The organism is Ideonella flava, assembly GCF_051857595.1.
Lineage (GTDB): Bacteria > Pseudomonadota > Gammaproteobacteria > Burkholderiales > Burkholderiaceae_C > Ideonella.
Window position 1 is genome coordinate 208,557 of the sequence record NZ_JBPZHD010000002.1, and the last position, 25,463, is coordinate 234,019.

General features: G+C 70.2%; 22 protein-coding genes. 12 read left to right on the forward strand and 10 right to left on the reverse strand.

Translation table 11 applies throughout. The annotated features are described in order from the left end of the window. Window positions 1–26: 26 nt before the first annotated feature. Window positions 27–1,157: an ABC transporter substrate-binding protein gene (locus ACS5PM_RS04660; protein ID WP_439385970.1), complete on the reverse strand. Its 1,131-nt coding sequence runs from the start codon at window positions 1,155–1,157 to the stop codon at window positions 27–29. Between the two features lie 232 nt (window positions 1,158–1,389). Between ACS5PM_RS04660 and ACS5PM_RS04665 the strand changes: the two genes are divergently transcribed. Continuing rightward, a complete protein-coding gene (locus ACS5PM_RS04665; RefSeq protein ID WP_439385972.1) occupies window positions 1,390–3,600 on the forward strand; it encodes a winged helix-turn-helix domain-containing protein in 2,211 nt (736 codons plus the stop codon). 13 nt (window positions 3,601–3,613) lie between these two features. On the opposite strand, the gene ACS5PM_RS04670 is transcribed toward ACS5PM_RS04665, so the two are convergent. The 3 genes from ACS5PM_RS04670 to pdxR all read right to left on the reverse strand — a co-directional run bounded on the left by ACS5PM_RS04670 (window position 3,614) and on the right by pdxR (window position 6,359). Then, window positions 3,614–4,258, reverse strand: a complete 645-nt coding sequence (locus ACS5PM_RS04670; RefSeq protein ID WP_439385974.1) for an HD-GYP domain-containing protein — start codon at window positions 4,256–4,258, stop codon at window positions 3,614–3,616. 259 nt (window positions 4,259–4,517) lie between these two features. Next, the gene (locus tag ACS5PM_RS04675; protein WP_439385976.1) at window positions 4,518–4,886 is read right to left on the reverse strand and encodes a thioredoxin family protein; all 369 of its coding nucleotides are present in this window, start codon (window positions 4,884–4,886) and stop codon (window positions 4,518–4,520) included. Between the two features lie 9 nt (window positions 4,887–4,895). Next, complete coding sequence (gene pdxR / locus ACS5PM_RS04680) at window positions 4,896–6,359, reverse strand: MocR-like pyridoxine biosynthesis transcription factor PdxR (protein ID WP_439385978.1); 1,464 nt, start codon at window positions 6,357–6,359, stop codon at window positions 4,896–4,898. A gap of 75 nt (window positions 6,360–6,434) precedes the next feature. Here pdxR and ACS5PM_RS04685 point away from each other — a divergent pair, with 75 nt between their 5' ends. Together ACS5PM_RS04685 and ACS5PM_RS04690 are read left to right on the forward strand one after the other, a co-directional pair. After that, window positions 6,435–7,268, forward strand: coding sequence for an MBL fold metallo-hydrolase (locus ACS5PM_RS04685; protein ID WP_439385980.1), 834 nt, complete (start codon window positions 6,435–6,437; stop codon window positions 7,266–7,268). Between the two features lie 56 nt (window positions 7,269–7,324). Beyond that, complete coding sequence (locus ACS5PM_RS04690) at window positions 7,325–8,311, forward strand: 2-dehydropantoate 2-reductase (RefSeq protein ID WP_439385982.1); 987 nt, start codon at window positions 7,325–7,327, stop codon at window positions 8,309–8,311. 16 nt (window positions 8,312–8,327) lie between these two features. Here ACS5PM_RS04690 and ACS5PM_RS04695 read toward each other — a convergent pair whose 3' ends face one another. Further along, window positions 8,328–9,353 carry a cytochrome-c peroxidase gene (locus ACS5PM_RS04695; protein ID WP_439385984.1) on the reverse strand — a complete coding sequence of 342 codons (1,026 nt, stop codon included), beginning with the start codon at window positions 9,351–9,353 and terminating at the stop codon, window positions 8,328–8,330. A 185-nt stretch (window positions 9,354–9,538) separates the two neighbouring features. On the opposite strand from ACS5PM_RS04695, the gene ACS5PM_RS04700 reads away from it, so the two are divergent. Then, window positions 9,539–10,429, forward strand: a complete 891-nt coding sequence (locus ACS5PM_RS04700; protein ID WP_439385986.1) for an extracellular catalytic domain type 1 short-chain-length polyhydroxyalkanoate depolymerase — start codon at window positions 9,539–9,541, stop codon at window positions 10,427–10,429. 3 nt (window positions 10,430–10,432) lie between these two features. On the opposite strand, the gene ACS5PM_RS04705 is transcribed toward ACS5PM_RS04700, so the two are convergent. After that, the gene (locus ACS5PM_RS04705; protein WP_439385988.1) at window positions 10,433–10,837 is read right to left on the reverse strand and encodes a GFA family protein; all 405 of its coding nucleotides are present in this window, start codon (window positions 10,835–10,837) and stop codon (window positions 10,433–10,435) included. Between the two features lie 167 nt (window positions 10,838–11,004). Between ACS5PM_RS04705 and ACS5PM_RS04710 the strand changes: the two genes are divergently transcribed. Continuing rightward, window positions 11,005–11,676 carry a histidine phosphatase family protein gene (locus ACS5PM_RS04710; RefSeq protein WP_439385990.1) on the forward strand — a complete coding sequence of 224 codons (672 nt, stop codon included), beginning with the start codon at window positions 11,005–11,007 and terminating at the stop codon, window positions 11,674–11,676. Here the strand turns inward: ACS5PM_RS04710 and ACS5PM_RS04715 are convergent, their stop codons facing one another. Both ACS5PM_RS04715 and ACS5PM_RS04720 read right to left on the reverse strand, forming a co-directional pair. Next, window positions 11,677–12,561 carry an FkbM family methyltransferase gene (locus ACS5PM_RS04715; protein ID WP_439385992.1) on the reverse strand — a complete coding sequence of 295 codons (885 nt, stop codon included), beginning with the start codon at window positions 12,559–12,561 and terminating at the stop codon, window positions 11,677–11,679. A gap of 41 nt (window positions 12,562–12,602) precedes the next feature. Further along, window positions 12,603–13,739 carry a hypothetical protein gene (locus ACS5PM_RS04720; RefSeq protein ID WP_439385994.1) on the reverse strand — a complete coding sequence of 379 codons (1,137 nt, stop codon included), beginning with the start codon at window positions 13,737–13,739 and terminating at the stop codon, window positions 12,603–12,605. 156 nt (window positions 13,740–13,895) lie between these two features. Between ACS5PM_RS04720 and ACS5PM_RS04725 the strand changes: the two genes are divergently transcribed. From ACS5PM_RS04725 to ACS5PM_RS04735, 3 genes are all read left to right on the forward strand, one after another. Further along, window positions 13,896–14,918: a helix-turn-helix transcriptional regulator gene (locus tag ACS5PM_RS04725; protein ID WP_439385996.1), complete on the forward strand. Its 1,023-nt coding sequence runs from the start codon at window positions 13,896–13,898 to the stop codon at window positions 14,916–14,918. A 93-nt stretch (window positions 14,919–15,011) separates the two neighbouring features. Beyond that, entirely contained in the window at window positions 15,012–16,181 is a 1,170-nt protein-coding gene (locus tag ACS5PM_RS04730) for an FG-GAP repeat domain-containing protein (RefSeq protein WP_439385998.1), read from the forward strand. A gap of 132 nt (window positions 16,182–16,313) precedes the next feature. Next, the gene (locus tag ACS5PM_RS04735; RefSeq protein ID WP_439386000.1) at window positions 16,314–17,462 is read left to right on the forward strand and encodes an FG-GAP repeat domain-containing protein; all 1,149 of its coding nucleotides are present in this window, start codon (window positions 16,314–16,316) and stop codon (window positions 17,460–17,462) included. A 6-nt stretch (window positions 17,463–17,468) separates the two neighbouring features. Here ACS5PM_RS04735 and ACS5PM_RS04740 read toward each other — a convergent pair whose 3' ends face one another. Next, on the reverse strand, window positions 17,469–17,804 hold the full coding sequence (locus tag ACS5PM_RS04740) for a c-type cytochrome (protein WP_439386002.1): 336 nt from the start codon (window positions 17,802–17,804) through the stop codon (window positions 17,469–17,471). After that, on the reverse strand, window positions 17,801–19,090 hold the full coding sequence (locus ACS5PM_RS04745; protein WP_439386004.1) for a PQQ-dependent sugar dehydrogenase: 1,290 nt from the start codon (window positions 19,088–19,090) through the stop codon (window positions 17,801–17,803). The genes ACS5PM_RS04740 and ACS5PM_RS04745 overlap by 4 nt, the downstream gene beginning before the upstream one ends. A gap of 231 nt (window positions 19,091–19,321) precedes the next feature. Here ACS5PM_RS04745 and ACS5PM_RS04750 point away from each other — a divergent pair, with 231 nt between their 5' ends. From ACS5PM_RS04750 to ACS5PM_RS04765, 4 genes are all read left to right on the forward strand, one after another. Next, entirely contained in the window at window positions 19,322–21,205 is a 1,884-nt protein-coding gene (locus ACS5PM_RS04750) for a sigma-54-dependent Fis family transcriptional regulator (protein WP_439386006.1), read from the forward strand. Then, window positions 21,205–22,353, forward strand: coding sequence for an FG-GAP repeat domain-containing protein (locus ACS5PM_RS04755; protein ID WP_439386008.1), 1,149 nt, complete (start codon window positions 21,205–21,207; stop codon window positions 22,351–22,353). Before ACS5PM_RS04750 ends, ACS5PM_RS04755 begins: the two co-directional genes overlap by 1 nt. A gap of 127 nt (window positions 22,354–22,480) precedes the next feature. Beyond that, a complete protein-coding gene (locus tag ACS5PM_RS04760) occupies window positions 22,481–24,160 on the forward strand; it encodes a sensor domain-containing diguanylate cyclase (protein WP_439386010.1) in 1,680 nt (559 codons plus the stop codon). Between the two features lie 153 nt (window positions 24,161–24,313). Beyond that, entirely contained in the window at window positions 24,314–25,462 is a 1,149-nt protein-coding gene (locus ACS5PM_RS04765) for an FG-GAP repeat domain-containing protein (RefSeq protein ID WP_439386012.1), read from the forward strand. Window position 25,463: the final 1 nt, after the last annotated feature.

The window sequence follows — 25,463 nt, forward strand, 5'->3', positions numbered from 1 at the left end:
CATGGACCGGATGCGACTCCGGGACCTCAGTGCACGAAGCGGCCGCCCGAGCCGATCATCGTCATTTCGACGAAGTGCGAGCCGTTGTGGTTGTCGGGGCTGAAGGAGATCCTGATCCCGCCGGCATCCCAGCTGGTCATCGATTCCAGCGCGGCGACCAGCTTCGCGCGCGTCACGTCCCGGCCGGCGCGCTGCAGGCCTTCGACCAGCACCTTGGCGGCGAGGAACCCTTCCATCGAGCCGAAGCTGGCACTCGGAACGCTGGCCTTGTGCAGGGCCTTGGTGTAGTCGCGCTGCAGCTGCCCGCTCTCGCCCCAGGGGAAGGGCGTCACCTCTGAAATCATCACGCCGGTGCCCTGGCTGCCCAGCTCGTCGGCTAGCGCCTTGCCGCCGACGTAGGAAACGCTGACGAACTGGCCCGCATAGCCGTCCTTCTTCATCTCCTTGATGAGCGCGGCGCTGGAGCTGTAGGAGCTGATCAGCATGACGGCCTGGGCGTGCATCGCCAGCAAGGCCTTGGCCTGGGCCGCGACGTCGGTGCTGTGCCGCTCTATCGTCGCCGAGCCCAGCAACTGCACATCGCCGCGCTTGCGCTGCGCGGCGGTGAAAGCCTCCAGGCCGGCCTTGCCGTAGGCGTCGTTCTGGTAGAAGACGGCGATGCTCTTGAGGCTGCTCACGGTCAACTGGTCGACGATGTACTGCGCTTCGTCGAGGTAGCTGGCGCGGATGTTGAACACCATGCGGTTGAACGGACGCCGCAAGGCCTCGGCGCCGGTGACCGGGGCGATGAAGGGCACCTGGTTGGCGGTGACCACCGGCAGGGCCGCCAGCGTGGTGGAGGTGCCCACGTACCCGAACAGGGCCAAGGCGTGCTCCTTGTCGAGCAACTCGTTCGTGTTCTTCACGGTCACGCTCGGGTCGTAGCCGTCGTCCAGCGCCTTCAGCTCTATGCGTCGGCCATGGACGCCTCCGCTTTCATTGACCATCTGGAAATAGGTCCGCGCCCCGAGGTTGAACTCGGCGGCCAGTTGCGCCGACGGGCCGGTGAAGGGGGCGGATTGCCCGATCACGATCGGGTCCTCGGCATGGCTGGCCATGCAGAAGACGGCCAGGGTCAGGGCGAGCGCCCGCGTGGCGAACAAACGCATGTGGGTCATGGATTCCGGTGTGTTCCCGCAGGCGGCTGGGTGCCGGCTGCGCATTCATCGCCTGGGCGATGGGCGGGGATTGCCGGGTGCCCCACGATGGGGCGGGCCCGCAATGGCCGCGAATGTAGGTGAACGCTCGAAGAACAATCTTGAGCAATTCACGACGAAACTATGATGCGCCGCGAGGACACTGGGCGGGTGTGACAAGGTCGCGTAAAGCGAAGGTCTGACCTGGAGAAGAATGAGCGAAGTCGTGTTTCGTTTCGGGCGATGCGAGGTCAACGGCGCCCGACGCCAGGTGGTGGTCGATGGTATGGAGCGGCCCCTGGAGCCGCGGCCCTTCGATGCCCTGCTTTACCTGTTGCACAAGCGGCATCGCGTCGTCTCGAAGGACGAACTGCTGGACGCCGTGTGGGGCCAGCGCCATGTCTCCCCAGGGGTCATCTCCCGGGCGGTCTCGCTGATCCGCAAGGCGCTCGGCGATGAGAGCCGGGACGCGCCCCTGGTGCGCACGGTGCACGGCGTCGGCCTGCGTTTCGTGGGGGATGTCACGGTCTTCGGCGAGGAAGAGCCGCCGGATGCGGAGCCCGGTCTCGCGGCCCCGATGGAAGCGATGCATGCCCCTTGGGCCCGCGTGCGAAGAAAGTCACTGCGCCTGGCGGTGCTGCCTTTCGACAACCGCACCGGCGATGCCGCCCTGGACTGGATCGAGTTCGGGCTGTCGTCGCTGACGGCCCGCGCGCTCGAGCGGAATTCGCGGTTCGCAGTGGTGCCGTTGCCCGAGCTGCAAAGGGCCCTGGCGGCGGTTCACGCGGCCGCAGACACGGCGGAGCGGGCCGAGGGCGTTCTGCGCCTGCTGGGCGTCGATGGGGTGCTGCAGGCCGAAGTCCGCCGCGACCCGGCCGGCTTCCGGCTCAACAGCGCGTATGCCTCGTCAGCGCCGGAGCTGGACCGAAGAAGCCTGCGTGGCAGCGACCTCGTCACGCTGAGCGACCAGCTCGCCGCCGCCTTGAGCCTGACCCTGTCTCCGGTGGGCGACACCCGGCAGATCCATTTCGAGCCCATGGATCCCCTCAGCGGCCAGGCCTTCGCACGCGCGCTGCAGGCCGTCGGCGAGCAGCAGTGGAAGCGCGCCAGCCACCTGCTTCGCGTGGCCCTCGATCTGGAGCCTGACAGCACGCTGGTGAGAAAGGAGCTCTTCAGCAGCCTGGCGATGATCGGCGACGAGTCCGCCCTGCCGTTGGGGGAGGACCTGATGAGCGAAGCCGAGGCGCTGGGCCATCCCGAGCAGCTGGCTTTCGTGCACCACATGCTCGGCCGCTGCCATGCCGTCAACAGGAGCTACGAACCCGCGCGGCGGCATCTCGACGAAGCCTTGCTCCTGTCTCAGAGCGAAGGGCCATGGGAGTGGAGCGGGATGGCGATGCAATACCGCTTCCAGCTGGCCATGCACCATGGCGAAGTCGAGCGTACGCGCGACCTGATGGAGGTGATGAAGCAGACCTGGGCGCACAGCGCCAACCATTGCCTGCGGGTCAACTGGCTGTCCAACCTCGCCGCGGTCAGCTGGCGCCAAGGCCACATGACCCAGTCGCTTCACGCCAGCTGGCAGGCGAGGGAGCTGAGCGCGGAGTTCAACCTGGCCGGTGACCATGCGGCCGCTACCTCCGGCCTCGCCGTGCGATGCGGTGAACTGGGCATGTTCGAGTCGGCCGTCGAGTACGGCGAGGCGGCGCTGAAGGCCGGCCTGGCGATGGCGCAACCGATGCTCATCGCGCCGGCCGCATGCTCGCTGTGCTGGATGTATCGCGAGACGCGCTCTCCGCGGGGCGCAGAGGTCGTGGGATCGCTGGATTCGCCGGAGTACAAGGTGGCGGCCGGGCTGCCGGGACTGTGGATGGCGCGCGCCCACCACGCCGCCGTCGAGCGCCGCTTCGAGGATGCGGCAGCCTATTGGCGCGAGGCCGTGGCCCGGGCCCGCCGGCAGGAGGCTTCGCATGCCGAGTACGTGGCGCTGCCTTGGCTGCTGGTGGCCCTGGTCCAGGCCGACTGCCTGGACGAGGCCCACCGGCTCCTGGCCGAGCTGTACCCGCGCCCTGACATCGCAGGCTATCCCCGGATGATGGCGGCGCTGCGCCATGGTGAGGCGCTGGCGCTGCATGCGGCCGGCGAACGCGATGCGGCCCTGGCCTTGCTCGAGCAGGTGGCCCGCGAAGCGCCGCAGAGCCACTGGCGGGCCAGCGCCTGCATGGACGCGGCCTGGCTCAACCTCGATGCCGGGCGGCCAGAGCTGGCTGGACGGCTGGTGCTCGACCTGGGCCCCTGGCTGCAGGAGCATCCGGTGGGCAGGATGCTGGCGGTTCGTTGCCGCCAGGCCGAAGCAGGTCTGTTGCCGGAAGTCCCGCTGGCCCAGGCGGCCGCGTCGCCGCGGTGGCTGCCCAGCCGGTCCTGAACGAATCGGAGGTTCAGGCGTCCTGCGGCCACAGGCCGACGAACTTCGAGGGCGAGGGCGCCACGAGTCGAGGCGATGCCAGGTCCGCCAGCAGGTCGAGCGAAGCGCTTTGCGCATCGGTTCGCCAGGTCGCAGGCAAGTCCCACGCGCAGGCGAGCAGTGCGTCGACGCAGTCCGGCTCGAACTGCGTCCCTGCGCGCTGGGCGATGTAGCCCAGCGTCGCGTCCAGGCTCCAGGCCGACTTGTAGGGCCGTTCGCTCATCAGGGCGTCGAACACGTCCACCACCGCGACGATGCGCGCGCAGCGCGGAATGGCCGAGCCGGCCAGGCCGAACGGATAGCCCAGCCCGTTCCACCACTCGTGATGCGACAGGGCGACGGCGACGGCCACCGTGCTGGAGTCGAGCGTGTCCTCGGCCAGCTCGCCCAGATGCTGCGCCCCGAGCACGCAGTGCTGGCGGACCACCTCGAACTCTTCGGGCGTGAGTGCAGATCGCTTGTTCAGCAGCGCCGGTGGCAACTGGTACTTGCCGACGTCGTGGGTCTGCGCTGCGCGTGCAATGTCGAGGATCTGTCCGCCGGGCATCCCGAGTTCGGCGCAAAGGCGCGCACAAAGCCAGGCACTGCGTTGCCCGTGCAGCGCTATGTCGTCATCCATTCCGGGTTTCGATACAGGGAAGCCATCTGGCCACTCTAGGGGGACCAGCCTGCCGAGACATGATGGTTCCGCTATGGAAACTTGAGGGAATTAGTCTGACGGGGCAACGAATTCACGTCAGGCCTCCTTGCCGTGTGAGGCCGTGAACAAAGTCACGCATCCGGCCGGGCTGGATTCGCAGGCCTTCGCTGCAAGCTTCAGCGACGGCCCATCGCGTCGGCTCGAAGCGCGCGCCGTTGTCCGGCGGCCGCCTGCCCGGTCAAGAGGCTGCAGGAGCGTCCGCCGCACCTTGCGCAGGGGGCGGCTGCACCAGGCGTGCCAGCGCTTCAGCGACCTCGCGCTCGGTCTGGGGGCGCACCAGGCGCTCCTGTTCCTGACCGTCGCGCAGCAGCACCAGGCTCGGCCAGAGCTTGATGCGGTAGGAGCGGCCCAGGGGGCGGCCGGGGCCGTCCTCGATCTTGAGGTGGCGCAGGTCCGGGTGGTTCGCGAAGGCGCTGGCGAACAGCGGCTGCGCGCGAAGGCAGAAGCCGCACCAACCGGTGCCGAACTCCAGCACTGTCACGCCGGGCAGCGCGTCGACCGAGGCGCGGGTCGGTTCGGGCGACTGGAAGTGGGTGGTGAAGGGCATGCGGGGTCCTCAGGACGGCATCGCGCGGCGCAGGCGGCGCAGCGCACGGCCGATCTCGTCGGCGTCGATCACACCATAGCCGAAGGTCAGAGCCCACGGCACGGTGCGGGGATGCATGGCGTACTCGGCGATGGCCTGGGCGCCGGGTGTGTGCTGCCGCATGGCGGCGACGATGGCCGGGCCCTGGCGCGGGTCGCGGATGCGCGCGCTCAGGTGCAGGCCGGCTTCGCAGGGGATGGGCTCCAGCCAGTCGGCCAGCTCCTTCCGCAGGCCGGCCTGCAGCGCCTCCCGGCGCTGCGCATAGACCGGTCGCATGCGCCGCACGTGGCGCGCGAGGTGGCCATCGCCGATGAACGCGGCCAGGGCGTGCTGGGTGATGGTGTCGCAATGCGAATCGGCGCAATGCTTGACGCGCAGCAGCGACTCGCGCGCCCATGACGGCGTCACGACGAAGCCTTTTCGCAGCGAGGGGAACAGGCTCTTCGAGAAGGTGCCGATGTAGAAGACGCGGCCGTCGCGGTCCAGCGTCTGCAACGCGTCCAGCGGCCTCGCGCCGAAGCGGAACTCGCCGTCGTAGTCGTCCTCCAGCACCACCGCGCCGCGCTCGCGGGCGAAGCTCAGCAGGGCCATGCGCCGCCTGAGCGACAAGGCGACGCCGGTGGGCGACTGGTGCGAGGGCGTGACGACGATCACCTTCGCCTCGGCAGGCAGGCGCTCGATGAGCATCCCGTCTTCGTCGACCGGCACAGGCACGAGCCGCGCTCCGGCCGCGACGAAGGCCGCGCGCAGCGGCGGGTAGCCGGGCTCCTCGACGGCGACGACCGTCTGCCCTGGCGTCACCAGCAGCCGCCCGAGCAGGTCGAAGGCCTGCTGCGCGCCGGAGGTCACGACCACGTCGTCGGGCACGCAGGCCACCGCGCGCGCGAAGGCCAGATGCTGCGCGATCGCCTCGCGCAGTGCAGGCACGCCCTGGGTCGGCGGATAGGCAAAGGGCTTGCGCGACCAGTCGCGCAGCGACCTAGCCACCAGGCGGCGCCAGGTCTCGTGCGGGAAGAGCCGGTGCTCGGGGACACCGAGCCGGAAGCATCGTTCGGGCAACTGGCGAGGCGCTTCGCGCTGCAGGGCAGCGTCGGCCCACATCGGGTTGACGAGCTCGGTGGCGTCCACTGCCGCGGCCCGCACAGGCTTCACGGGCCGGGCCGAGCGCCGGGCCGAAGCCAGCTCCGCCACCACCGCCTTGGCGCCGGGGCGCTGCAGCACATAGCCCTCGGCCATCAGCAGGTCGTAGGCATGGACGACGGTGTTGCGCCCGAGGCCGAGGCCGGCGGCGGCCTGGCGGGTGGAGGGCAGGGCGTGGCCGGCAGCGAGCCGGCCGTCGAGGATGGCGGCGCGCAGCTGCTGGTGCAGCGCCTGCATGCGCAAGCCTTCGCCCCGCGCCGGCAGCCCGATGTCGAAGGGAAAGACTGGCTCCATCGAATCTTCCTGTACTGGCGTTCTGGAGGATCCAGATGCTACCTATGCTGGAGCCCATGGACACAGGAGCCTGCCGTGATCGACCTGCACCACCGGACCCCCATGCACTGCCCCGTCTGCGAGACATGCGGCACGCAGTTCGCCTCGAGTTCGCAGCCGCCGCTGCGTTGCCCGATCTGCGAGGACGAGCGCCAGTACGTCGGCTGGGCCGGCCAGCGTTGGACCACGCATGACGAGCTGGCGCGCCGCTTCAGCCTGCGGCTCGAAGAAGACGACGGCCTGTTCGGCATCGGACTGCGGGAGAGCTTTGCCATCCCCCAGCGCGCGCTGTGGCTGCCCACCGATGCCGGCAACATCCTGTGGGAGTGCGTGAGCCTCGTCACGCCGGAGGCTGTCCAGGCGCTGAAGCGGCGCGGCGGCGTCGACCGCATCGTCATCTCGCACCCTCATTTCTACAGCTCGATGGTCGAGTGGAGCGAGGCGCTCGGCGGCGTGCCCATCGTGCTGCACGAGGCCGATCGCGAATGGGTGCAGCGGCCCTCGGATCGCATCGAGTTCTGGCGCGGCGATTCGCTGCGGCTGGCGGATGGCGTCACGCTGATCCGCTGCGGCGGCCACTTCGAAGGCAGCACCGCGCTGCACTGGGCGGGTGGCGCACACGGCCGGGGCGCCCTGTTCCCGGGCGATGCGCTGCAGGTGACCGCGGACAGGCGACACGTCGCCTTCATGTACAGCTATCCCAACTTCATGCCGATGAGGCCCGGCGCCGTGCAACGCATGCGGCAACGCCTGGCCGGCCTGGCCTTCGAAACGGTTCACGGCTACACCTGGGGCCGCAACATCATCGGCGGCGCACGCGAGGCGGTGGAGCGCTCCTTCGACCGCTATCTCGAAGCAGTCGCCGCCTGAGACTTCGCCACGCGCCGCATGCCGGCGCGCGAGGCCGCCGTGGTGGAATGCGGCACATGAAGATCTGCATCATCGGCGCCGGCGCGATCGGCGGTTTCATCGGGGCCCGCCTGGCCGCTGCCGGCCGGGCCGAGGTCAGCGCGCTGGCGCGCAATGCCACGCTGCATTCCCTGCGTGAACACGGCTGGAGGCTGCGACACGGCGGTGAGCTGCTCACAGCGCCCCTGCATGCCGCCAGCGAGAGCGCTGCGGAGCTGGGGCCGCAGGACCTGGTCGTGGTCGCCGTGAAGGGGCCGGCGCTGAGCGTCGTCGCGCGCGGCATCGCGCCTCTGCTCGGCCCCGGCACTCGGGTGCTGCCGGCGATGAACGGCGTGCCCTGGTGGTTCTGCCAGGGCCAGCCCGATTTCGGCGACGAACCCCTCGCCAGCGTCGACCCCGGCGGCACCATTGCTGCGACCATTGCGCGCGAGCGGGTGATCGGCTGCGTGGTGCACATCGCCGCCTCCAGCCCTGAGCCCGGCCTGGTGCAGCACGGCTTCGGCAATGGGCTCATCGTGGGAGAAGCCGCTGGTGGACGCAGCGATGGCGTGCAAGCGATGGTGGAGCTGTTCTCGCACGCCGGCTTCGACGTCACCCACTCGGCCGACGTGCGGCGCGACATCTGGTTCAAGCTGTGGGGCAACCTCACCATGAACCCGGTCTCGGCCATCACCGGCGCCACCGTCGACCGCGTGCTGGCCGATCCGCTGGTGCGGGGTTTCTGCTCGGCCGCCATGAGCGAGGCGGCGCTGGTCGGGGCGCGCATCGGCTGCCCGGTCGAGCAGACGCCCGAGGACCGGCACGCCATCACCACCCGCCTGGGCGCATTCAAGACCTCGATGCTGCAGGACGTGCAGGCCGGCCGGGCCATCGAGCTCGACGGGATCGTGACGGTGGTGCGCGAGATCGCGCAGCGCGTGGGTCTGGCGACGCCGAACATCGACGCGCTGCTGGGACTGACGCGGCTTTTCGCCCGCGTCCACCGGCTCTATCCCGAGGCCTGACGGCCCCGGGACGGATTCAGCGCGGGAGCGCCGGCGCCGAGTAGTGCGCCGGCAGCTCGCCGGTCAGCGAACCCAGGAAGGCGACGATCTCGGCCACCTCGTCTTCGCCCAGTCGAAGCCCCAGTTGCACGTCGGCCATGATGCGCACGGCCTCTTCCAGGCGCTCCACCGAGCCATCGTGGAAATAGGGCGCAGTGCGGGCGATGTTGCGCAGCATGGCGACGCGGAAGACATAGCGGTCCGCCTCCTGCTTGGTCGCGTTGTAGCGGCCGGGGTCGGCGGGCGATGAGCCGGTGGCCAGCCAGTAGTCCTTGCGCTGGCCGAACTTCTGCAGGGAGCCGCCGCCAAGCAAGGGGCCGTTGTGGCAGCTCGCGCAGCCGGTGTCGATGAAGCGCCGCAGGCCGGCCAACTGCCGAGGGGCCAGCGCGCGGTCGTCGCCCTGCAGGAAGGCATCGAACGGCGCCGGCGTGCGCAGCGTCTTCTGGTAGGCCTGCAGCGCGGCCGCGTAGTTCGACGGGGTCATCGCCTCGGCCTGGTCCGGGAACGCCGCGTGGAACAGGGGCTCGTAGCCCAGGGCCTTCAGCAGCGGGTTCACGTCGGCCGCGTTGGCGAAGCCCATCGATCCGGTGAGCGAACGTTCGGCCTGTTGCGCGCCATCGCGCCGGTCGCCGTACCAGCGCAACGCGGACTGTTCCTGGGCCATGAAGATGACCTGCGAGTGCAGCGACGTGGGCTGGCCCTTGGCGGTGATCGAGAAGCGCCGGCGGTCCGCGCCGTGGTCCTCCCTCGCATGGCAGCTGGCGCAGGCCGTCTTGCCGTCGAGCGAGAGGCGGCCGTCCCAGAACAGGGCGCGGCCGAGCACGGCCGCCGGGGCCTGCACCTCCTCCTCGCGGACCGGTGCGACGGTGCCGAACAGCGTGCGCGACTGTGCCCGCAATTCGGCGGGCAGGAGGGCGGCCTCGGCCGAAGCGCTCCGCGCGCCAGCCAGCAGCATCGAGGCGCCGGCCAAGGCCAGCAGCATGGAAGGTAGGGCGTTGCGCATGCAGCCTCCTTGGGAAACCACTGTTCACACTTTTTTGCCGGCGCGGCAGTCCACGCGGCTCGAGCCTCGCACCGATACTCGGCCCCTTCGCGACCCGCGCCGAGGCCGATGTGCTGTTGTTGTGGAAGCTGCTGTTGCGTGGACTGAGCCAGTGTGCGCCCGGAGGGGCCCTGGCCGCATCCCTGATGCTCGTGATGACGTGGCCGGCGGGAGCCGCGACGGCCTCGCCGGCCGGAGGGCGGCAGAGCCTGGTGGTGCAAGGCCAGCAGCGCCACTACGTCGTTCGGCTGCCGCCCGGCGCTCGTGCTCCCGGTGAGCGGCTGCCCCTGGTGCTGGTGCTGCATGGCGGTGGAGGCGACGCCGCCATCGCGGAGAAGACCACCGGCTTCACCGCCAAGGGCCAGCGCGAGGGCTTCATCGTCGTCTATCCCGAAGGCAGCGGCCGCCTCGCCAACCATCTGCTGACCTGGAACGCCGGCCACTGCTGCGGCCTGGCGATGCAGCGCGGTGTCGATGACGTGGGCTTCATCCGCGCCCTGATCGACAAACTGGTGGCCGACTACCCCGTGGATGAGCGACGCCTCTACGCGACCGGGATGTCCAACGGCGGGATGATGGCCCATCGGCTGGGTCGTGAGCTCGGCGACCGGCTCGCCGCCATCGCGCCGGTGGTCGCGACCCTCTTCGGCGACGAAAAGAAGCCCGGCCATCCGGTGTCCGCCCTGATGATCAACGGCGGGCTCGACGCCTCGGTGCCGCCCGAGGGCGGCCGGCCGGGCGGCCGCTTCGCCGATGCCTGGGACGACACGCCGGCCTTGCCCGCCACCGCGCAGGGCCGCTTCTGGGCCGCCGCCAATGGCTGTGCGGCCACGCCCGAAACCCGCACGCAAGGGCCGGTGCAGCGCACCAGCTATCGCTGCCCCGCAGGCCGCGACGTGCAGATGCTGCTGGTGGCCGACAACCCGCATGCATGGCCGGGCGGCGTGGCGGGCAGCCGCCTGGGCGATCCGCCCAGTGTTTCGCTCGATGCGACGGACGAGATCTGGGCCTTCTTCAAGGCCCATCCCAAGCCCTGAGGCTCAGAGGTGGCGCGTCTCGGCGGGCGTGTCCCTCCAGGCGTTGTCGCGACCGTTGCCGATGCGCACCGGGGCTTCGGCCAGTTCCTGCGGCGTGACGTCGTCCAGCGTGCACACCTGCACCGCCACGTAGTCGCCGCCGATGGCCTCGACGTAGCCGCGGCCGAAGGGGCGCACGCCACATCGGCGGCAGAAGAGGTGATGGCCGCTCATGGTGCCGAACTGGTAGTCGCCGAGTTCATCCTCGCCTGCCAGCAGGCGGAACTGCGCCGGCTTGACGATGGCGTTCCAGTTGCGCGTCTTGGTGCAGATCGAGCAATTGCACTTGTTGGTGCCGGCCGCCAGATCGATGTCGGCCTCGTAGCGCACGGCGCCGCAGTGGCAGCTGCCGGTGTAGGTCTTCAGCACAGGGGTCTCCCGTTTTCGACAAGCGCGCGAGCTTGCCAGCGGCCGGGGCGAGCGTCCACCTGCGAGGTGTGACGAAGCGAACCCCTGCTGCTGACAGGCCTGGGGCGCGGGCCGCCTCGTCGCTGCGGCGACAGCATCGGACGGCCGCACGTCGCACAATCGCGGCCATGGGCACCATCTACCTCGTCCGCCATGGGCAGGCCTCGTTCGGCAGCCATGACTACGACCGCCTCAGCGAGCTCGGGCACCGCCAGTGCCGGGCGCTGGGCGAGCACTTCCGCAGCATGCGGCTGTCGTTCGACCTGGTGCTCACCGGCACCTTGCGCCGGCACCACGAAACCTACGACGGCATCGCCGAAGGCCTGGGCGCGCGGCCCGAGCCCGAACGCCTGGCCGGCCTGGACGAGTACGACCCCGAAGCCATCGTGCAGGCGATCCACAGCGACGAGATCGTGCCGCCGGCCACCCCCGAGGCGGTGCGGGCGCACTTCCGCCTGTTGCGCGACGGCCTCATCGAGTGGATGCAGGGCCGCAGCATGCCCGCGGGCATGCCGCGCTATGCCGACTTCGCGGCCGGCGTCTCCGCCGCGCTGGCGCGGGCACGCGAGCGCGCGAACGGCGGGCAGGTGCTGATCGTCTCCAGCGGCGGGCCCATCTCCGCCGCCATCGGCCTGGTGCTGGGACTCGAAGCCGAGGCCATTGCCGACGTGAACCTGCGCATCCGCAACAGCTCCGTCACCGAGTTCGTCTCGACGCCGCGGCGCCTGTCACTGCTGAGCTTCAACCACCTGCCGCACCTGCACAAACCCGAGCTTTCAGACTGGGTCACGTACGCCTGATCAGGCGACGATCCCCAGCAGCGCGCGAGCGCGGTCGCGGATCTCCAGGCGGCGCTCCGCGGGGATGGCGAAGTAGTTGGTGGTGCGCCGCGGGTAGGTGTGGCTCTCGACGAAGCCTTCGAGGCTCAGGCCTTCGTCGTTGTGCGGCACGCGGTTGGGCACGTGCAGGGTGTAGCCCTCGTCGGCGAAGAACTGCCACATCCCCGGCTTGGTGAAGCCCAGGCCCTCGGCATCGCCCGGACCGCTTTCGAACATGATGACCGGGCGGCTGGCGCCTATGAGCCGCCGACTGCCGCGCAGCACGCCGAGTTCGGCCCCCTCGACGTCGATCTTGATCACGTCTATGCCCTCGGGCGCGACCAGGTCGTCCAGGCGGCGGATGGGCACGCGCACTTCCTGGATGCCCTCGTCCCGGCCGTCGCCGTGGCGGGCATCTGCCGCGGGGCGGCCCAGCGAGCTGTAGCCCGACTGGCGGGTGTGGATGAAGAACGAGACTTCGCCTTCCTGGTCACCCACGGCGCAGGCATGCACCGGGACGTTGGGGAACTTGCGGCGCAGGCGTTCGGCCTTGTCGGGGATGGCCTCGACCGCGACGACGCGGATCGACGCGTCGCACTGCGTGACCGCGGTGATGATCGAGCCGATGTGCGCGCCGACGTCGATGAAGACCTTGCCCGACTGCGGCAGCCGCGTCACCAGCAGCGTGGCGAGCTGGTCATTGGCGATGGTGCCGACGCTCTCCGGCGTTCGCAGGGCGGCCCGCACGAGATCGAGAGCGTCACGACCGGACATCAGCAGGCGCCCGATGGCGCTGCCCAGTACCCACTGCTTCGCACTCTGTTCCAGCATCCTGTCCTCGGTCGCCTGCTCGTCGGGCCCCGCCACCACGGCAGGCTCCTCCGGCCCGAGAGCATAGCGGGTGCGGCTCAGGCCGCGATGCGCTCCGGGGCCTGGCCGGCGCGCGCCAGGGCCCACCCCTCGGTGGCGCTCTGGGCCGGGTGCCACTGAGAGCGCCGGGCGCCCGGGATGCCGCTGGCCAGGCCCCTGGCCACCAGCTTCTGCACCAGCGTGTCGGCCTGCTCGGCGCTCAGCTGGCTGGCGAAGCGCTGCCAGCGGCGCAGCACATCGGCGTCGGCCCAGGCGTCTTCCAGGCTGTCGCGCATCGCCTCGGCCGACACCGGGCGGCCGCCGCGCCAGGCCCGCGGCAGCAGGCTGTGGAAGAAGAGATGGAAGTCGCGCCGCAGCTCCATCCCGGGCAGCAGGCTCACGAGCTGTGCGATCCGCACGGCGAAGCCGCTGTGGGTGAGCTGCAGGGTGATCAGCGCCTGCAGGCCCTGGATCGGGTTGATCAGCCGCACGCGGTTGGGCGGCAGCACCCGCAGCGGCAGGCTGGCGGCCAGCTCGTGCGGCAGCGGCGTGGCGAAGCTCATCAGGGTGGCCAGGCGCGTCCATTCGGCACTGCCCAGGCCCTCGACCTGGCCCGCGCCCTCCGCCTGGCGGGCCTCGGCCAGCACGGCCGACAGCCGCGCTTCGTCCCAGCGCTTGCCGGCCATCGCGCCTCGCGCGATCGGGCTCAGGGCGACCAGGTTGCCGGCGGCATGGCCGGCGCGGTGGTTGACGCGCTCGATCACGGCCTCGCCTTCGCCCAGCTCGGCGCGGGTGATGGGGCAGCGGCGGGTGTCGATCTGCGCCAGGAAGTTGGGCGTGACCTGCACGTCCTCGAAGGCCTGGCCCTCGAGCCACGCCGCCAGGCGCAGCGCCAGGCACTGCTGGACGGCGCGGCTGGCCCGCAGGGTGCGGCTGCCGAAGGCGACCCGCCCGGCCTGCCAGCCCTGGCGCAGCGGGTGGCCGGGCAGCAGGTGCTCCGCGGGCGGCACCAGGCCGTGGTGGGCGTAGTCCCAGCCCAGGGCAAAGGCCGGGTCCGGTGCGGTGGCGTCGTCCGCATCCTCCGGCGCGGCGCTGGCGGCCAGGGCCAGCATGGCGGCGCGCCCGGTGCGGGCCAGCGGCAGTCGACGCTGGGGCGGCAGGTCTTCGAAGGCGAGGGCGGCTTGGGCGGTGGCCATGGTCTTGCTCCTGGGCGGAAGGATGGGTTTCGATGACAGCGTGGAAGCCAGTCTCGGGGCCCACAGGCTCATGGAATGAGCCAGCCCGAAGCAAAGTGCGGCGAAGAGAAGTCGGCCCCAGGCTCACGCCATGAGCCCGTGGTAGCGTGCGCCGCCATGGACCGCACCGAACGCTTCTACCGGATCGAACTGCTCATCAAGTCGCGCGGCGGCGTGAACTTCGACGAGCTGCTGGACGAGCTCGAGGTCTCGCGCGCCACCCTCAAGCGCGACCTGCAGTACCTGCGCGACCGGATGGACGCGCCCATCGTCTACGACCGCTTCGACAACGTCTACCGCTTCGAAGGGGCGGCGCCCGGCGCGGCGGCCAGCAGCGCCCCCGCGCACGAGCTGCCCGGCGTCTGGTTCAGCGAAGCCGAGATCCATGCGCTGCTCACCATGCACCAGCTCATCAAGGGGCTCGATTCCGGCGGCCTGCTGGGGCGGCATCTGCAGCCGCTGCTCGACAAGCTGCACGGCATGCTCGGCGCCAGCGAGAGCGAATCCCGGGAGCTGATGCGCCGCGTGAAAATCGCCTCGCCGGCCCGCCGGCCGGTGCCGCCCCGCTGGTTCGAGGTGGCCGGCAGCGCGCTTCTCAAGCGCCAGCGCATCGCGCTCGTGTACTTCACCCGCAAGCGCCAGGCCGAGAGCCGGCGCGAAGTCTCGCCGCAGCGGCTCATCCACTACCGCAATACCTGGTACCTGGATGCCTGGTGCCACGCCAGCGAGGGCCTGCGGCGCTTCGCCCTGGACGCGGTGCGCTCGGCCAAGGCCCTGGAGCAGCGCGCCAAGGACGTCGCGATGAAGACGGTGGAGGCCGAGCTGGACGGCGGCTACGGCATCTTCAGCGGCAACGCCGGGCAGCTTCAATGGGCGACGCTGCTGTTCGATGCGGATGCGGCCCAATGGGTGGCGCAGGAGGAATGGCACCCCCAGCAGCGGCTCGCGCTGCAGCCGGACGGCTCGCTGCGCATGGAGCTGCCCTACGCCGACGCCACCGAGCTGGCGATGGACATCCTGCGCCACGGCCCGCAGGTCAAGGTGCTGGCGCCCGCGGCGCTGGCCCGGATGGTGGCCGGGCGGCTGGCCGACGCGGCGGCGCAGTATCGAAATTCAGGCCGCAGCGACACCCAGAACTAGGGGGGCGCAGCCACCCCGCGTCCCTAGGGTCGCAGCTTTCCGTCCCTCGTCCGATCCCTAGACTGACCTGACCAATACATCAGGAGGGTCAGCATGTCAGCATTCGCCAAGGCCGTGGCGGGGGCAGTCATCGCCGTGCAGTTCGTCGCCGCGCATGCCCAGTACAACGCCCGCTTCATCGAGACGTCGAAGGCCTGGGGGTCGGCGGTGGCCGATTTCAACAACGACGGCCACGACGACATCTTCATCACCGGCCACGACACCGACGACCGCATCTGGTACTGGACAGCGGCCGGCTACAAGCCCTCGGAGCAGGTCCTGGTCTGGGTCGACCGGCACGACTGCGCCCCGGCCGATTTCAACCGCGACGGACGGATGGACCTGTACTGCGCCGTGGGCGCGGTAAAGGGCACCGGCGAAGGGCCGAACGAGGTCTGGCTGCAGGACCAGAACGGCGTCTTCGTCCTGCAGACCGACCACGGCGCGGAAGACCGCTATGGCAGCTCCCGCATCCCCGTGACCCTGGACTTCAACCACGACGGGTATCCCGACATCTACCTGACCAACGAGCGCCGCGACCGGGCCGACGGCAACCTGAGCATCAACCGCCTGTTCATCAACCAGGGCGACGGGGCGCACTTCGTCGAGGCGGCCACGATCGCCACCGGCGAGAAGGGCTCGGCCTGCGCCGTCGCGGGCGACGTCAACGGCGACGGGTGGGACGACCTGCTGGTCTGCGACCTGGAAGGCCCGCCGCACGTCTACCTGAACGACCAGGCCGGCAACTTCACCGAGGCGTATCCGGCGGCGGTGCACAAGAAGTGGCGCCAGGTCCAGCTGGCCGACATGAACGGCGACGGCAAGCTCGACCTGGTCGCGCTGGTCGAAGGCAACGACCTGGAGATCTGGTTCAACACCGGCAACGGGGGCGACTTCCCGGCGGCGGACTACAGCAACCATTTCTCCTTCACCGCCAAGTCGATCACCGTCGGCGACTTCAACCGCGACGGCAAGCCGGACGTCTACGCGGTGCTGATGAACGTCGATTGCCCGCAGACCCTGAGCGACCTGGGAGCGGATGCCCTGTTCCTCGGCCTGGGCAACGGGCAGTGGGTGAAGACCCGCCTGAACCAGTCCTACGCCGGCTGCGGGCACCTGGCGGACACGGTCGACGGCGACAAGGTGCTGCTGATGAACGGCGGCATCAGCTGGGTGGGCCCCAACTACGTCCTCAGCTGGCAGCCCTGGCTCTCGACGCCTTGATCCGACGGCGGCTCGACCGGGGCCTAGCACGCAAAGCAGGTCGGCGCCGGCGCCGACCCCATCAAATTGATGGTTCATGCGCTCCCGACTAACCCGTAGACTGGCCTGACCAAAGCAACAAGAGGGAGCCGCATGTCGGCAATCGTCAGGCTCGTGGCAGGGGCGGCCGTCGCCCTGCACGCCTTCGCGGCGCAGGCCCAGTACACCGCCACCTTCATCGAGAGCTCCAAGGCCTGGGGCTCGGTAGTGGCCGATTTCAACAACGACGGCCACGACGACATCTTCATCACCGGCCACGACACGGACGACCGCATCTGGTATTGGACCGAGGCCGGCTACAAGCCCTCGGACCAGATCCTGGTCTGGGTCGACCGCCACGACTGCGAGGCGGCGGATTTCAACCGCGACGGCCGTATGGACCTGTACTGCGCGGTCGGCGCCGAGCGCGGCACCGGCGAAGGCCCGAACGAGGTCTGGCTGCAGGACGACAAGGGCATCTTCAACCTGCAGGCCAACCATGGCGCGGAGGACCGCTACGGCAGCGCCCGCATCCCCGTGGTGCTGGATTTCAACCACGACGGCTACCCCGACGTCTACATCACCAACGAGCGGCGCACCCGCGCCGACGGCAACCTCAGCATCAACCGGCTGTTCATCAACCAGGGCGACGGCGCCCACTTCGTCGAGGCCACGACCATCGCCACCGGCGAAAAGGGTTCGGCCTGCGCCGTCTCGGGCGACGTCAACGGCGACGGTTGGGATGACCTGCTGGTGTGCGACCTCGAAGGACTGCCGCACCTCTACCTGAACGACCAGGCCGGCAACTTCACCGAGATCTTTCCGCCCGCGGTCGCGAAGAAGTGGCTGCAGGTCAAGCTGGCCGACATGAACGGCGACGGCAAGCTCGACCTGGTCGGCATCGTCGGCGGCAACGACCTGCAGATCTGGTTCAACACCGGCAGCGGCGACTACTTCTCCACGGTCGCCTTCCAGAACCACCTGGCGTACCCGGCCAAGTCCCTGACCATCGGCGACTTCAACCGAGACGGCCGAAAGGACGTCTACGTGGTGCTGATGAACAGCACCTGCCCCAAGGTGCTGAACGACCTGGCACCCGACGTGGTGTTCCAGGGCCAGGCCAAGGGCCAGTGGAAGAAGGTCAAGCAGGTCCAGGCCTACGCCGGCTGCGGCCACCTGGCCGACACCGTCGACGGCGACAAGGTGATGCTGATGAACGGCGGCATCAGCTGGGTCGGGCCCAACTACGTCCTCGGCTGGTAGCCGGCTTCAGCGGCTCGCCTCCACGCGGATGGAGGCGTACCAGCCGGCCAGTGCGGCGATGTCCTCGTCCGACAGCGGCTTGGCGATGACCGACATGACCTCGTGCCGGCGCGTTCCCCCGCGAAAAGCCTTCAGCTGCGCCGCCAGGTAACTGGCGGGCTGGCCCGCCAGGTTCGGCGTCTCGGGCTGCGTCGCGATGCCCAGCGGCCCGTGGCAGACCATGCAGGGCCGGGCCTTGGCCTCGCCGGCCGAGGGGTCCGCGGCGCCGGCATCGGCGGCCGCGGCCAGCGCCAGCAGCGCGGCCACGGCCTGGTGCGGTCGGCCAGGTGCCAGGACCTTCACGGCGCGTAGGTGATGCGGTAGATCGCCCCGGCGAAGTCGTCGCTGACCAGCAGCGAGCCGTCCTTCATCACCGCCACGTCCACCGGGCGGCCGCGGTAGGTGCCGGTTTCGCTGTCCAGCCAGCCGTCGGCGAAGACCTCCGTCTTGTCGGGCAGGCCGTCCGCCTTCAGGTAGGTGACCATCACCCGCGCGCCGATCGGCTTGGTCCGGTTCCACGAGCCGTGCTGCGCCGAGAACAGGGCGCCCTGGTACTTCGCCGGGAAGGCCTTGCCGGTGTAGAAGGCCAGGCCGAGGTCGGCCGCGTGGGCATCCATGTAGACGACCGGGTCGGTGATGTTGGCCGGCAGCGGGTCCTTGTCGTAGCCGAACTCGGTGATGCGCGTCTTGCCCTGGCGCCACGGGTAGCCGAAGAACTGGCCGGGCTTGGTGGCGCGGTTGATCTCGCCGGCGGGGATGTCGTCGCCCATGCCGTCGGTCTGGTTGTCGGTGAACCACAGCGAGCCGTCCTTGGGGTTGAACTCCAGCCCGACGGAGTTGCGCACGCCGGTGGCATAGACCTCGCGCTTGGAGCCGTCGAACGCGTTCATGCGCACGATGCCGCCAATGCCGACCTTGTTGTAGAGCGCCAGCTTCTCGCGCGCCGGCACGTTGAAGGGCTGGCCCAGCGTGATGTAGAGCATGCCGTCCGGCCCGATGCGGCAGGTCCGGGCGCCGTGGTTGAAGCTCTCTTCCTCGGGCGGGATCAGCTCGCCGCGGTTGACCACCGGGATGACGGCCACGTCCGGCCCCTCGTAGAAGAACTCGGCGGCCGGGAAGTTGAGCACGCGGTTGTGCTCGACCACGACGAGGAAGCCGTCCTTGGTCCAGCACACCCCGTTGGGGTTGACGAACTTCAGGCTGGGCGCGAAGGACTTGACCTCGTCGGCCACGCCGTCGCTGTTGCGATCGGTGACCGCCCAGACCGTGGTCTTGCGGGTGCCGACGAACAGCATGTTGGTGGAGGGCGCGACGGCCATGTGCCGGGCATCGGGCACCACCGCGAACAACTCGATCTTGAAGCCGGGCGGCAGCTTGACCCGCTTGAGGTTGGCCTTGATGGCGTCGGCGTTGCGGCCCTCCTGCGCGACCACCGGGATGTTGAGGTCGGTGGTGGCGACCTTGAACTGCTTGAGCTTGTCGATGTTCTCGGCCGGTGCTGGAGTGGGCTGCTGCGCGCGGGCCACGCTCAGGGCCAGGCAGACGAGGGTGGCGGCGAGCTGGCAGGCGGTTCGGGCGGTCGTCTTCATCGTGTCTCCTCTGGGGTGGGTGAGGCGTCGAGGCCGAGAGCGTGCGCCTCGCAACCGACATGCCACTCGGGGAATACCCGTTGGCCTCGTCGCATGAGCTCGCCCCCCCTGCTGTCCACCTGCGGCGACACGGTGCAACCCCTGTCCAGAAACGATGCAGTGCGACCGGTTGCCAGTGCTCTTCGCCGCTGCTACTGTCGACGCCCACCCGCCCAGAGGGAGGAGACGCCGATGAGCCCCAGCGACGCGCGACAGCTCGCCTATGCCAAAGCAGTCCAGGCCCGCGCGGGCGCCATGCCGCCCGGTGGCGAGCCGCCGCTCGACATCATGGACAGCTGGGCCCGTTGCATGGACGTCGGCCTCGATTGCCACGGCCACGCGCCCATCGCCGTGGTCGACGGCGCCGACCTCGCCCGCCGCCGCGAGAGGGCCGAGCTGACGCGGCGTCTCGCGCAAGCGGAATTGGAGACGCTGGCCCAGCAGATCGCCGGCTCCAACTACCTGCTCGCCTTCGCCGACGACGACGGGGTGATCCTCGATCTGTTCTTCGACCACCGCTTCTCGACCAGCGGCGCGGATTCGCCCATCCTGCCCGGCAGCTGCTGGAGCGAGGCGCTGTGCGGCACCAACGGCCTGGGCACCGCGCTGGCCACCGCGCAGCCCGTGGCGGTGACGGGGCTGGAGCACTACTTCCTGCACCTGCGGGACCTGTCCTGCACCGCGTCGCCGGTGCACGATGCCCACGGCGCGGTGGTCGGCGTGCTGGATGCCTCCTCGTACTTCGAGGCGCGCCAGCGCCATACCCAGGCCTTGGTGCGCATGGCCGCGGCCCACATGGAGAACCGCCTGTTCATCCACCAGATGCGGTCCCAGGTGGTGCTCGCCGTGCATCCCCGGCCCGAGTTCCTCGCCACCTTGAGCGCCGGCCTGCTGGCCTTCGACGAGGGCGGCCGTCTGGTCGCGCTCAATGCCAGCGGCCGCCAATTGCTGCAGGGCCAGGCGGGAGCGCTGGGCACCTCGTTCGAGGAGCTGTTCGGCGAATCCTTCGACGGGGTGTTGCTGCGCTCGCGCCGAGGTGCGGAGCTGCGCTTGCGCGATGCCTTCGGAAGTGCGCTGGCGGCGACCTGCGTACAGCGGCCCGCCGAGGCGCCGCGGTCGGTTCGCACAGCGGCCGTGCGGCGAGAAGTGCCTGTCGCCGACACGATCGACGGCTTGCCACCCGAGGTGGTCGCCGACGACCCGGCGGTGCGCGAGGCCTTCCGCCTGGTCGAGGCGGCCGTGCGCCTGGCCGCGCCGCTGCTCATCCAGGGCGAGACCGGCACCGGCAAGGAGCTGCTGGCCCGCCACGCCCACCGCGCGAGCGGCCGCGAAGGCGCCTTCGTCGCCGTCAACTGCGGCGCGCTGCCGGGCGAGCTGTTCGAGGCCGAGCTCTTCGGCTACGTCGGCGGAGCCTTCACCGGTGCGCAACGCAGCGGCAGCGCCGGCCTCATCGCCGGTGCGGACGGCGGCACGCTGCTGCTGGACGAGGTGCGCGAGCTGCCCCTTCATCTGCAGGCCGCGCTGCTGCGCTTCCTCGACGACCAGCTCGTGCGCCCCGTGGGCGGCACGGCCGCGCGCCGAGTCGATGTGCAGGTGCTCGCTGCGAGCAACACCGACCTGGCCGACGAGGTGGCGGCGGGCCGCTTCCGCGCCGACCTGCTGTACCGGCTGAACACCGTCTGCGTGGCGTTGCCGCCGCTGCGCAGCCGGCAGGATTTCGCCACGGCGGCGCGCCACGTGCTCGCGGCACTCGATCGGTCGGCCCGCCTGGACGAGGAAGCGATCGAGCGCTTGGCGAATCACGATTGGCCCGGCAACTTTCGCGAGCTGCGGGCAGTGCTGACGCGCGCCTTGATCGCCTGCCCGGGCGGCCGGCTGCGGCGCCGGGATGTCGAGCCCCTGCTGCCGGCGGCCAAGCCCGCCGCGCCGGCCACGGGATCCGCCCTTCAACGCGGGGCCGACGAGTCGGTGCGCCGCGAGTACGAACGCACCGACCGCAACATCAGCCAGACCGCGCGCAACCTCGGCATCTCGCGCACCACCGTCTATCGACACCTGCGGACGGGGAGGGCGTGATGAGACGCCTCGCCGCCGTGGCGGCGCTGGCCTTGCTCGTCGGGGCTGCTTCGCCGCCGCTGCAATACGAAGCGCAGTTCCTCGAGAGCTCGCGCGACTGGGGCATGGCCGTCGCCGACTACGACCACGACGGCCACCAGGACCTGTTCGTCACGGGCCACGACCCGAACGACCGCATCTGGTACTGGACCCCCGCGGGTTACGTGCCCTCGGCTTTCGTCTTCCCCAATTCGGATCGCCACGACTGCGACGCGGCGGATGTCGACGGCGACGGCCTGCTCGACCTGTACTGTGCCGTCGGCGCACTCGAGGGGCGCGGCCGGGGCCGCAAGGAGCTGTGGATCCAGGATCCCGGCGGCAGTTTCCACGAGGCCACGAAGTTCGGCGCCGAAGATCCCTACGGCCGCGGCCGCCTCCCGCTGTTCTTCGACCTCGACCACGACGGCCACCCCGACCTCTACCTCAGCAACGATTCGAGCCCGCGCTACGCCAGCGACCAGATCAACATCAACCACGTCTACCGCAACCGGGGCGACGGCACCTTCAAGGAGGTGCAGACGCTGGCCACCGGCGCGCGCGGCTTCCGCTGCGTGGCCAAGGGCGACGTCGATGGCGACGGCTGGGAGGACCTGATCGTCTGCAACGAGCAGAAGAACGCCCACGTCTACCTCAACAACCGGGCCCGGGACTTCACGGAACTCGCCGCGCCGGCCATCGCCAGCTGGCGCGAGGCGCAGCTGGTGGACATGGACGGCGACGGCCGGCAGGACCTGGTGGTGCTGACCAACCTCAACCACCTGCAGGTCTGGCTCAACACCGGCAGCCCGCCGTACTTCACCACCGCCGTGGTGGACGATGCCCAGCCCGCGGCAGGCAAGGGCCTCGCGGTGGGCGACTTCGACCGCAACGGCCGTCCCGACGTCTACGTCGTGCTGGCCCGGCTGGATTGCCTGGACACCCTGCACGACCTCGCGCCCGACTGGGTCTACTGGGGCCAGGCCGGCGGCGGCTGGGTGAAGCAGAAACTGGTGCAGGACTACGACGGCTGCGGCCACCAGGCCGCCGCGGTGGACGACGACAAGGTGCTGCTGGCCAATGGGGGCACCGGCTACGAAGGCCCCAGCTACCTGATCCGCTGGCTGCCCTGAGAGATTTGCCCGGGCAGCGTGCGCGATGCCACGCTGCATCCGCGGGTGCCGGTGCTACGCTGCGGCGGCGCCGCATGAGCACGGCGTCGGCCCTGCACGCCGCCTGTCCTCTGCCTCCCGCTTCCCGATGTCGTCCGCTGTGATTCGCCGCCTGGCGCGGCTGCTTGTGCTTTTCCTCATGTTCGCCGGCGCGCTGTCGGGTGGGGCGCGGGCCGCCGGGTTGCGGGTGGAGCTGCTGCCCGACGACCTGCCGGCCTCGGCCGTCCTCGAGGCGGCGCGCGCCAGCCAGGCGCCGCTGTGGCAGGCGCAGGGCGAGCGCATCCAACGGATGCTTCCCTACCGCGACGAGGGCAGCTGGCTGCGCATCGTGCCGGGGCCCTTGCCCCCCGAGGCCCTGCTCGTCATCGAAAGCCAGCTGGCCGACACGGTGGAGCTGCACCTGCCGGGCGGTCGGGTCATCACCCGCAGCAAGGTGCGCCCGGACGAGCCCGGGTCCTCCGCGCTGGCTCTCGTCTTCCCGTTGCCGGCCGACCTCGCACCCGATGCCGTGCTGCTGCTGCACGCGGCGCACCACCACCGGGTCAACGTCGACTTCTCGATCGTGCCGGCCACGCAATGGCGCGACTACGAACGCACCCGCCTCATCACCTCGGCCGCGCTTTACACCGCGATGGCGGCCTTCGCGATCTTCGCCGCCTGCTACTGGGTCGCCCTGCGCGAGACGATGTTCGCGGACTACACCGGCTACCTGCTGCTGCTGACGGTCTTCATGACCAGCAGCAGCGGGCTGCTCTACGCCCTGCCGGGCGGCGAGTGGTTCGGCCAGCTGGGCATCCATGGGCAGTGGGCGGCGGCTTGCGGGGCCATCGGCTGTGCCGTGGGCTTCTCGCGAGGCTTTCTCGACCTGACACGACATGCGCCGCGCGCGGTGCCGGTGACCCGCTTCCTGCGCCTCGCCCTGCTGGCCGCTGCCGCCGCCATCGCCGTGTGGCCCTGGCCCGCGGCGGGCTTCGGCATGCTGCTGGTCGCGGTCCTGCAGGTCGTGAACCTGTGGCTCATCGTGCTGGGCGTCATGGTGGCCCGCGCCGGCAACCGCTACGGCTGGTACTTCCTGGCCGGCTGGGTGCCGCTGAACATCGCCACCTCGATGCGCGGCCTGCAGGCGGCCGGCCTCCTGACGGCCCCGGCGAGCAGCGTCTACCTTTACGCGCTGGGCGCCGTGTGGGAGGCGCTGGTGCTCACGATGGGCATCGCCGACCGCGTGCTGTCGTTCCGCCGCGAACGCGACCAGGCCCGCAAGCTGGCCGAGCGCGACGGCCTGACCGGCGTGCTCAACCGCCGCGCCGTCGAGCGCCAGCTGCGGGCGATGACGAGCGAGGCCCGCGCCGGCGGCAACGGCGTGGGCGTGCTCTTCGTCGACGTCGACCACTTCAAGTCGATCAACGACCACCACGGCCATCACGCGGGCGACGCCTGCCTCGTGGCCGTGGCGCAGCGCCTGCAGGCCGAGCTGCGCGACAGCGACCAGCTCGGCCGCTGGGGCGGCGAGGAGTTCGTCGTCCTGCTGCCCGGCGCGAGCCTGGAGAACGCGCACCACACCTCCGATCGCATCCTGCGCCGCGTGGCCGCCGAGCCGGTGCGGGTGCAGGATGCCGGCGTCTCGATGACGGTGAGCATAGGCATCGCCGTGTTCGACCCGCTGCACGACGAGGCCGAGACGGTGCTGCAGCGCGCCGACGCCGCGCTCTACCGCGCCAAGGCCAACGGGCGCAATCGCGTGGAGCGCGAGGCATACGGCGCGGGCTGACCATCGGAATCCACCGCTTCGTTGACGAAACGCAAGCCCTCTGCACGCGACACGCGCGGGGCTTGATCTGGCTCCGCCGGCGTCGGGGGCCTTCTTCCTAGATTGGGCGCACCGGGCCATCGGGGCTCGGCGACATCCCATCAAGGAGGGCCCATGAGGCGAACGATTCAGATGATGGCGGGGCTGCTCGTGGCCCTTTCGGCGGCGGCTGCGCAGGCGCAGTACAGCGCGCAGTTCCTGGAGACGTCACGGGCCTGGGGCACCATGGTCGGCGACTTCAACGGCGACGGCCACGACGACTTCCTGCTCAGCGGACACGACACCGACGACCGCCTCTGGTACTGGACCCCCACCGGCTACGCGCCGGGGGTGCAGGTGCTGGAATGGGTCGACCGCCACGACTGCGACGCGGCCGACTTCAACCGCGACGGGCGGCTGGACTTCTACTGCACCGTGGGCGCCGAAAAGGGCATGGGCGAGGGCTACAACGAGCTCTGGCTGCAGGACGCCTCGGGCGTCTTCCACAAGTCCACCGACCACGGCGCGGCCGACCCCTACGGCCGCGGGCGCATCCCCGTCTTCTTCGACTTCAACCACGACGGCTGGCCGGACGTCTACGTCACCAACGAGGCGACCGATCGCCCCGACGGCCAGATCAACATCAACCACGTCTTCCTCAACCAGGCCGGCGCGGGCTTCGTCGAGGTGCCGACGCTGGCCACCGGCAAGCGCGGCTTCCAGTGCGCCTCCAAGGGCGACGTGGATGGCGACGGCTGGGACGACCTGGTGCTGTGCAACGGCCAGAACCCCGGGCATGTCTACATCAACAACCGCGCGGGCGACTTCACCGAGCTGGCCTCGCCGGCGATCGGCGGCTGGCGCGACGCCCGGCTGGTCGACATGAACCACGATGGCCGCCAGGACCTGCTGGTGCTGACCAACGCCAACGACTTCCAGATCTGGCTCAACACCGGCGCCAGCCCGTACTTCAGCGCGCCCGCCTTCAGCAGCCACCTGCTCGTCGTGTCGCGTTCGCTGTCGGTCGTGGATGCCAACGGCGACGGCGTGCCGGATGTCTACGTCGTGCTGTCGAAGACCGGCTGCGCGCAGGTCCTGCACGACGTGACGCCCGACGTGCTCTTCCAGGGCCGCAAGAACGGCACCTGGTTCAAGGTCAAGCAGCCGCAGGACTACGACGGCTGCGGCCACCAGGCCGCGACGCTGGACGGCCGGCGCATCCTGCTGGCCAACGGGGGCGTCGAGTACAGCGGCCCCAACTACGTCATCGGGTGGCAGCCATGAG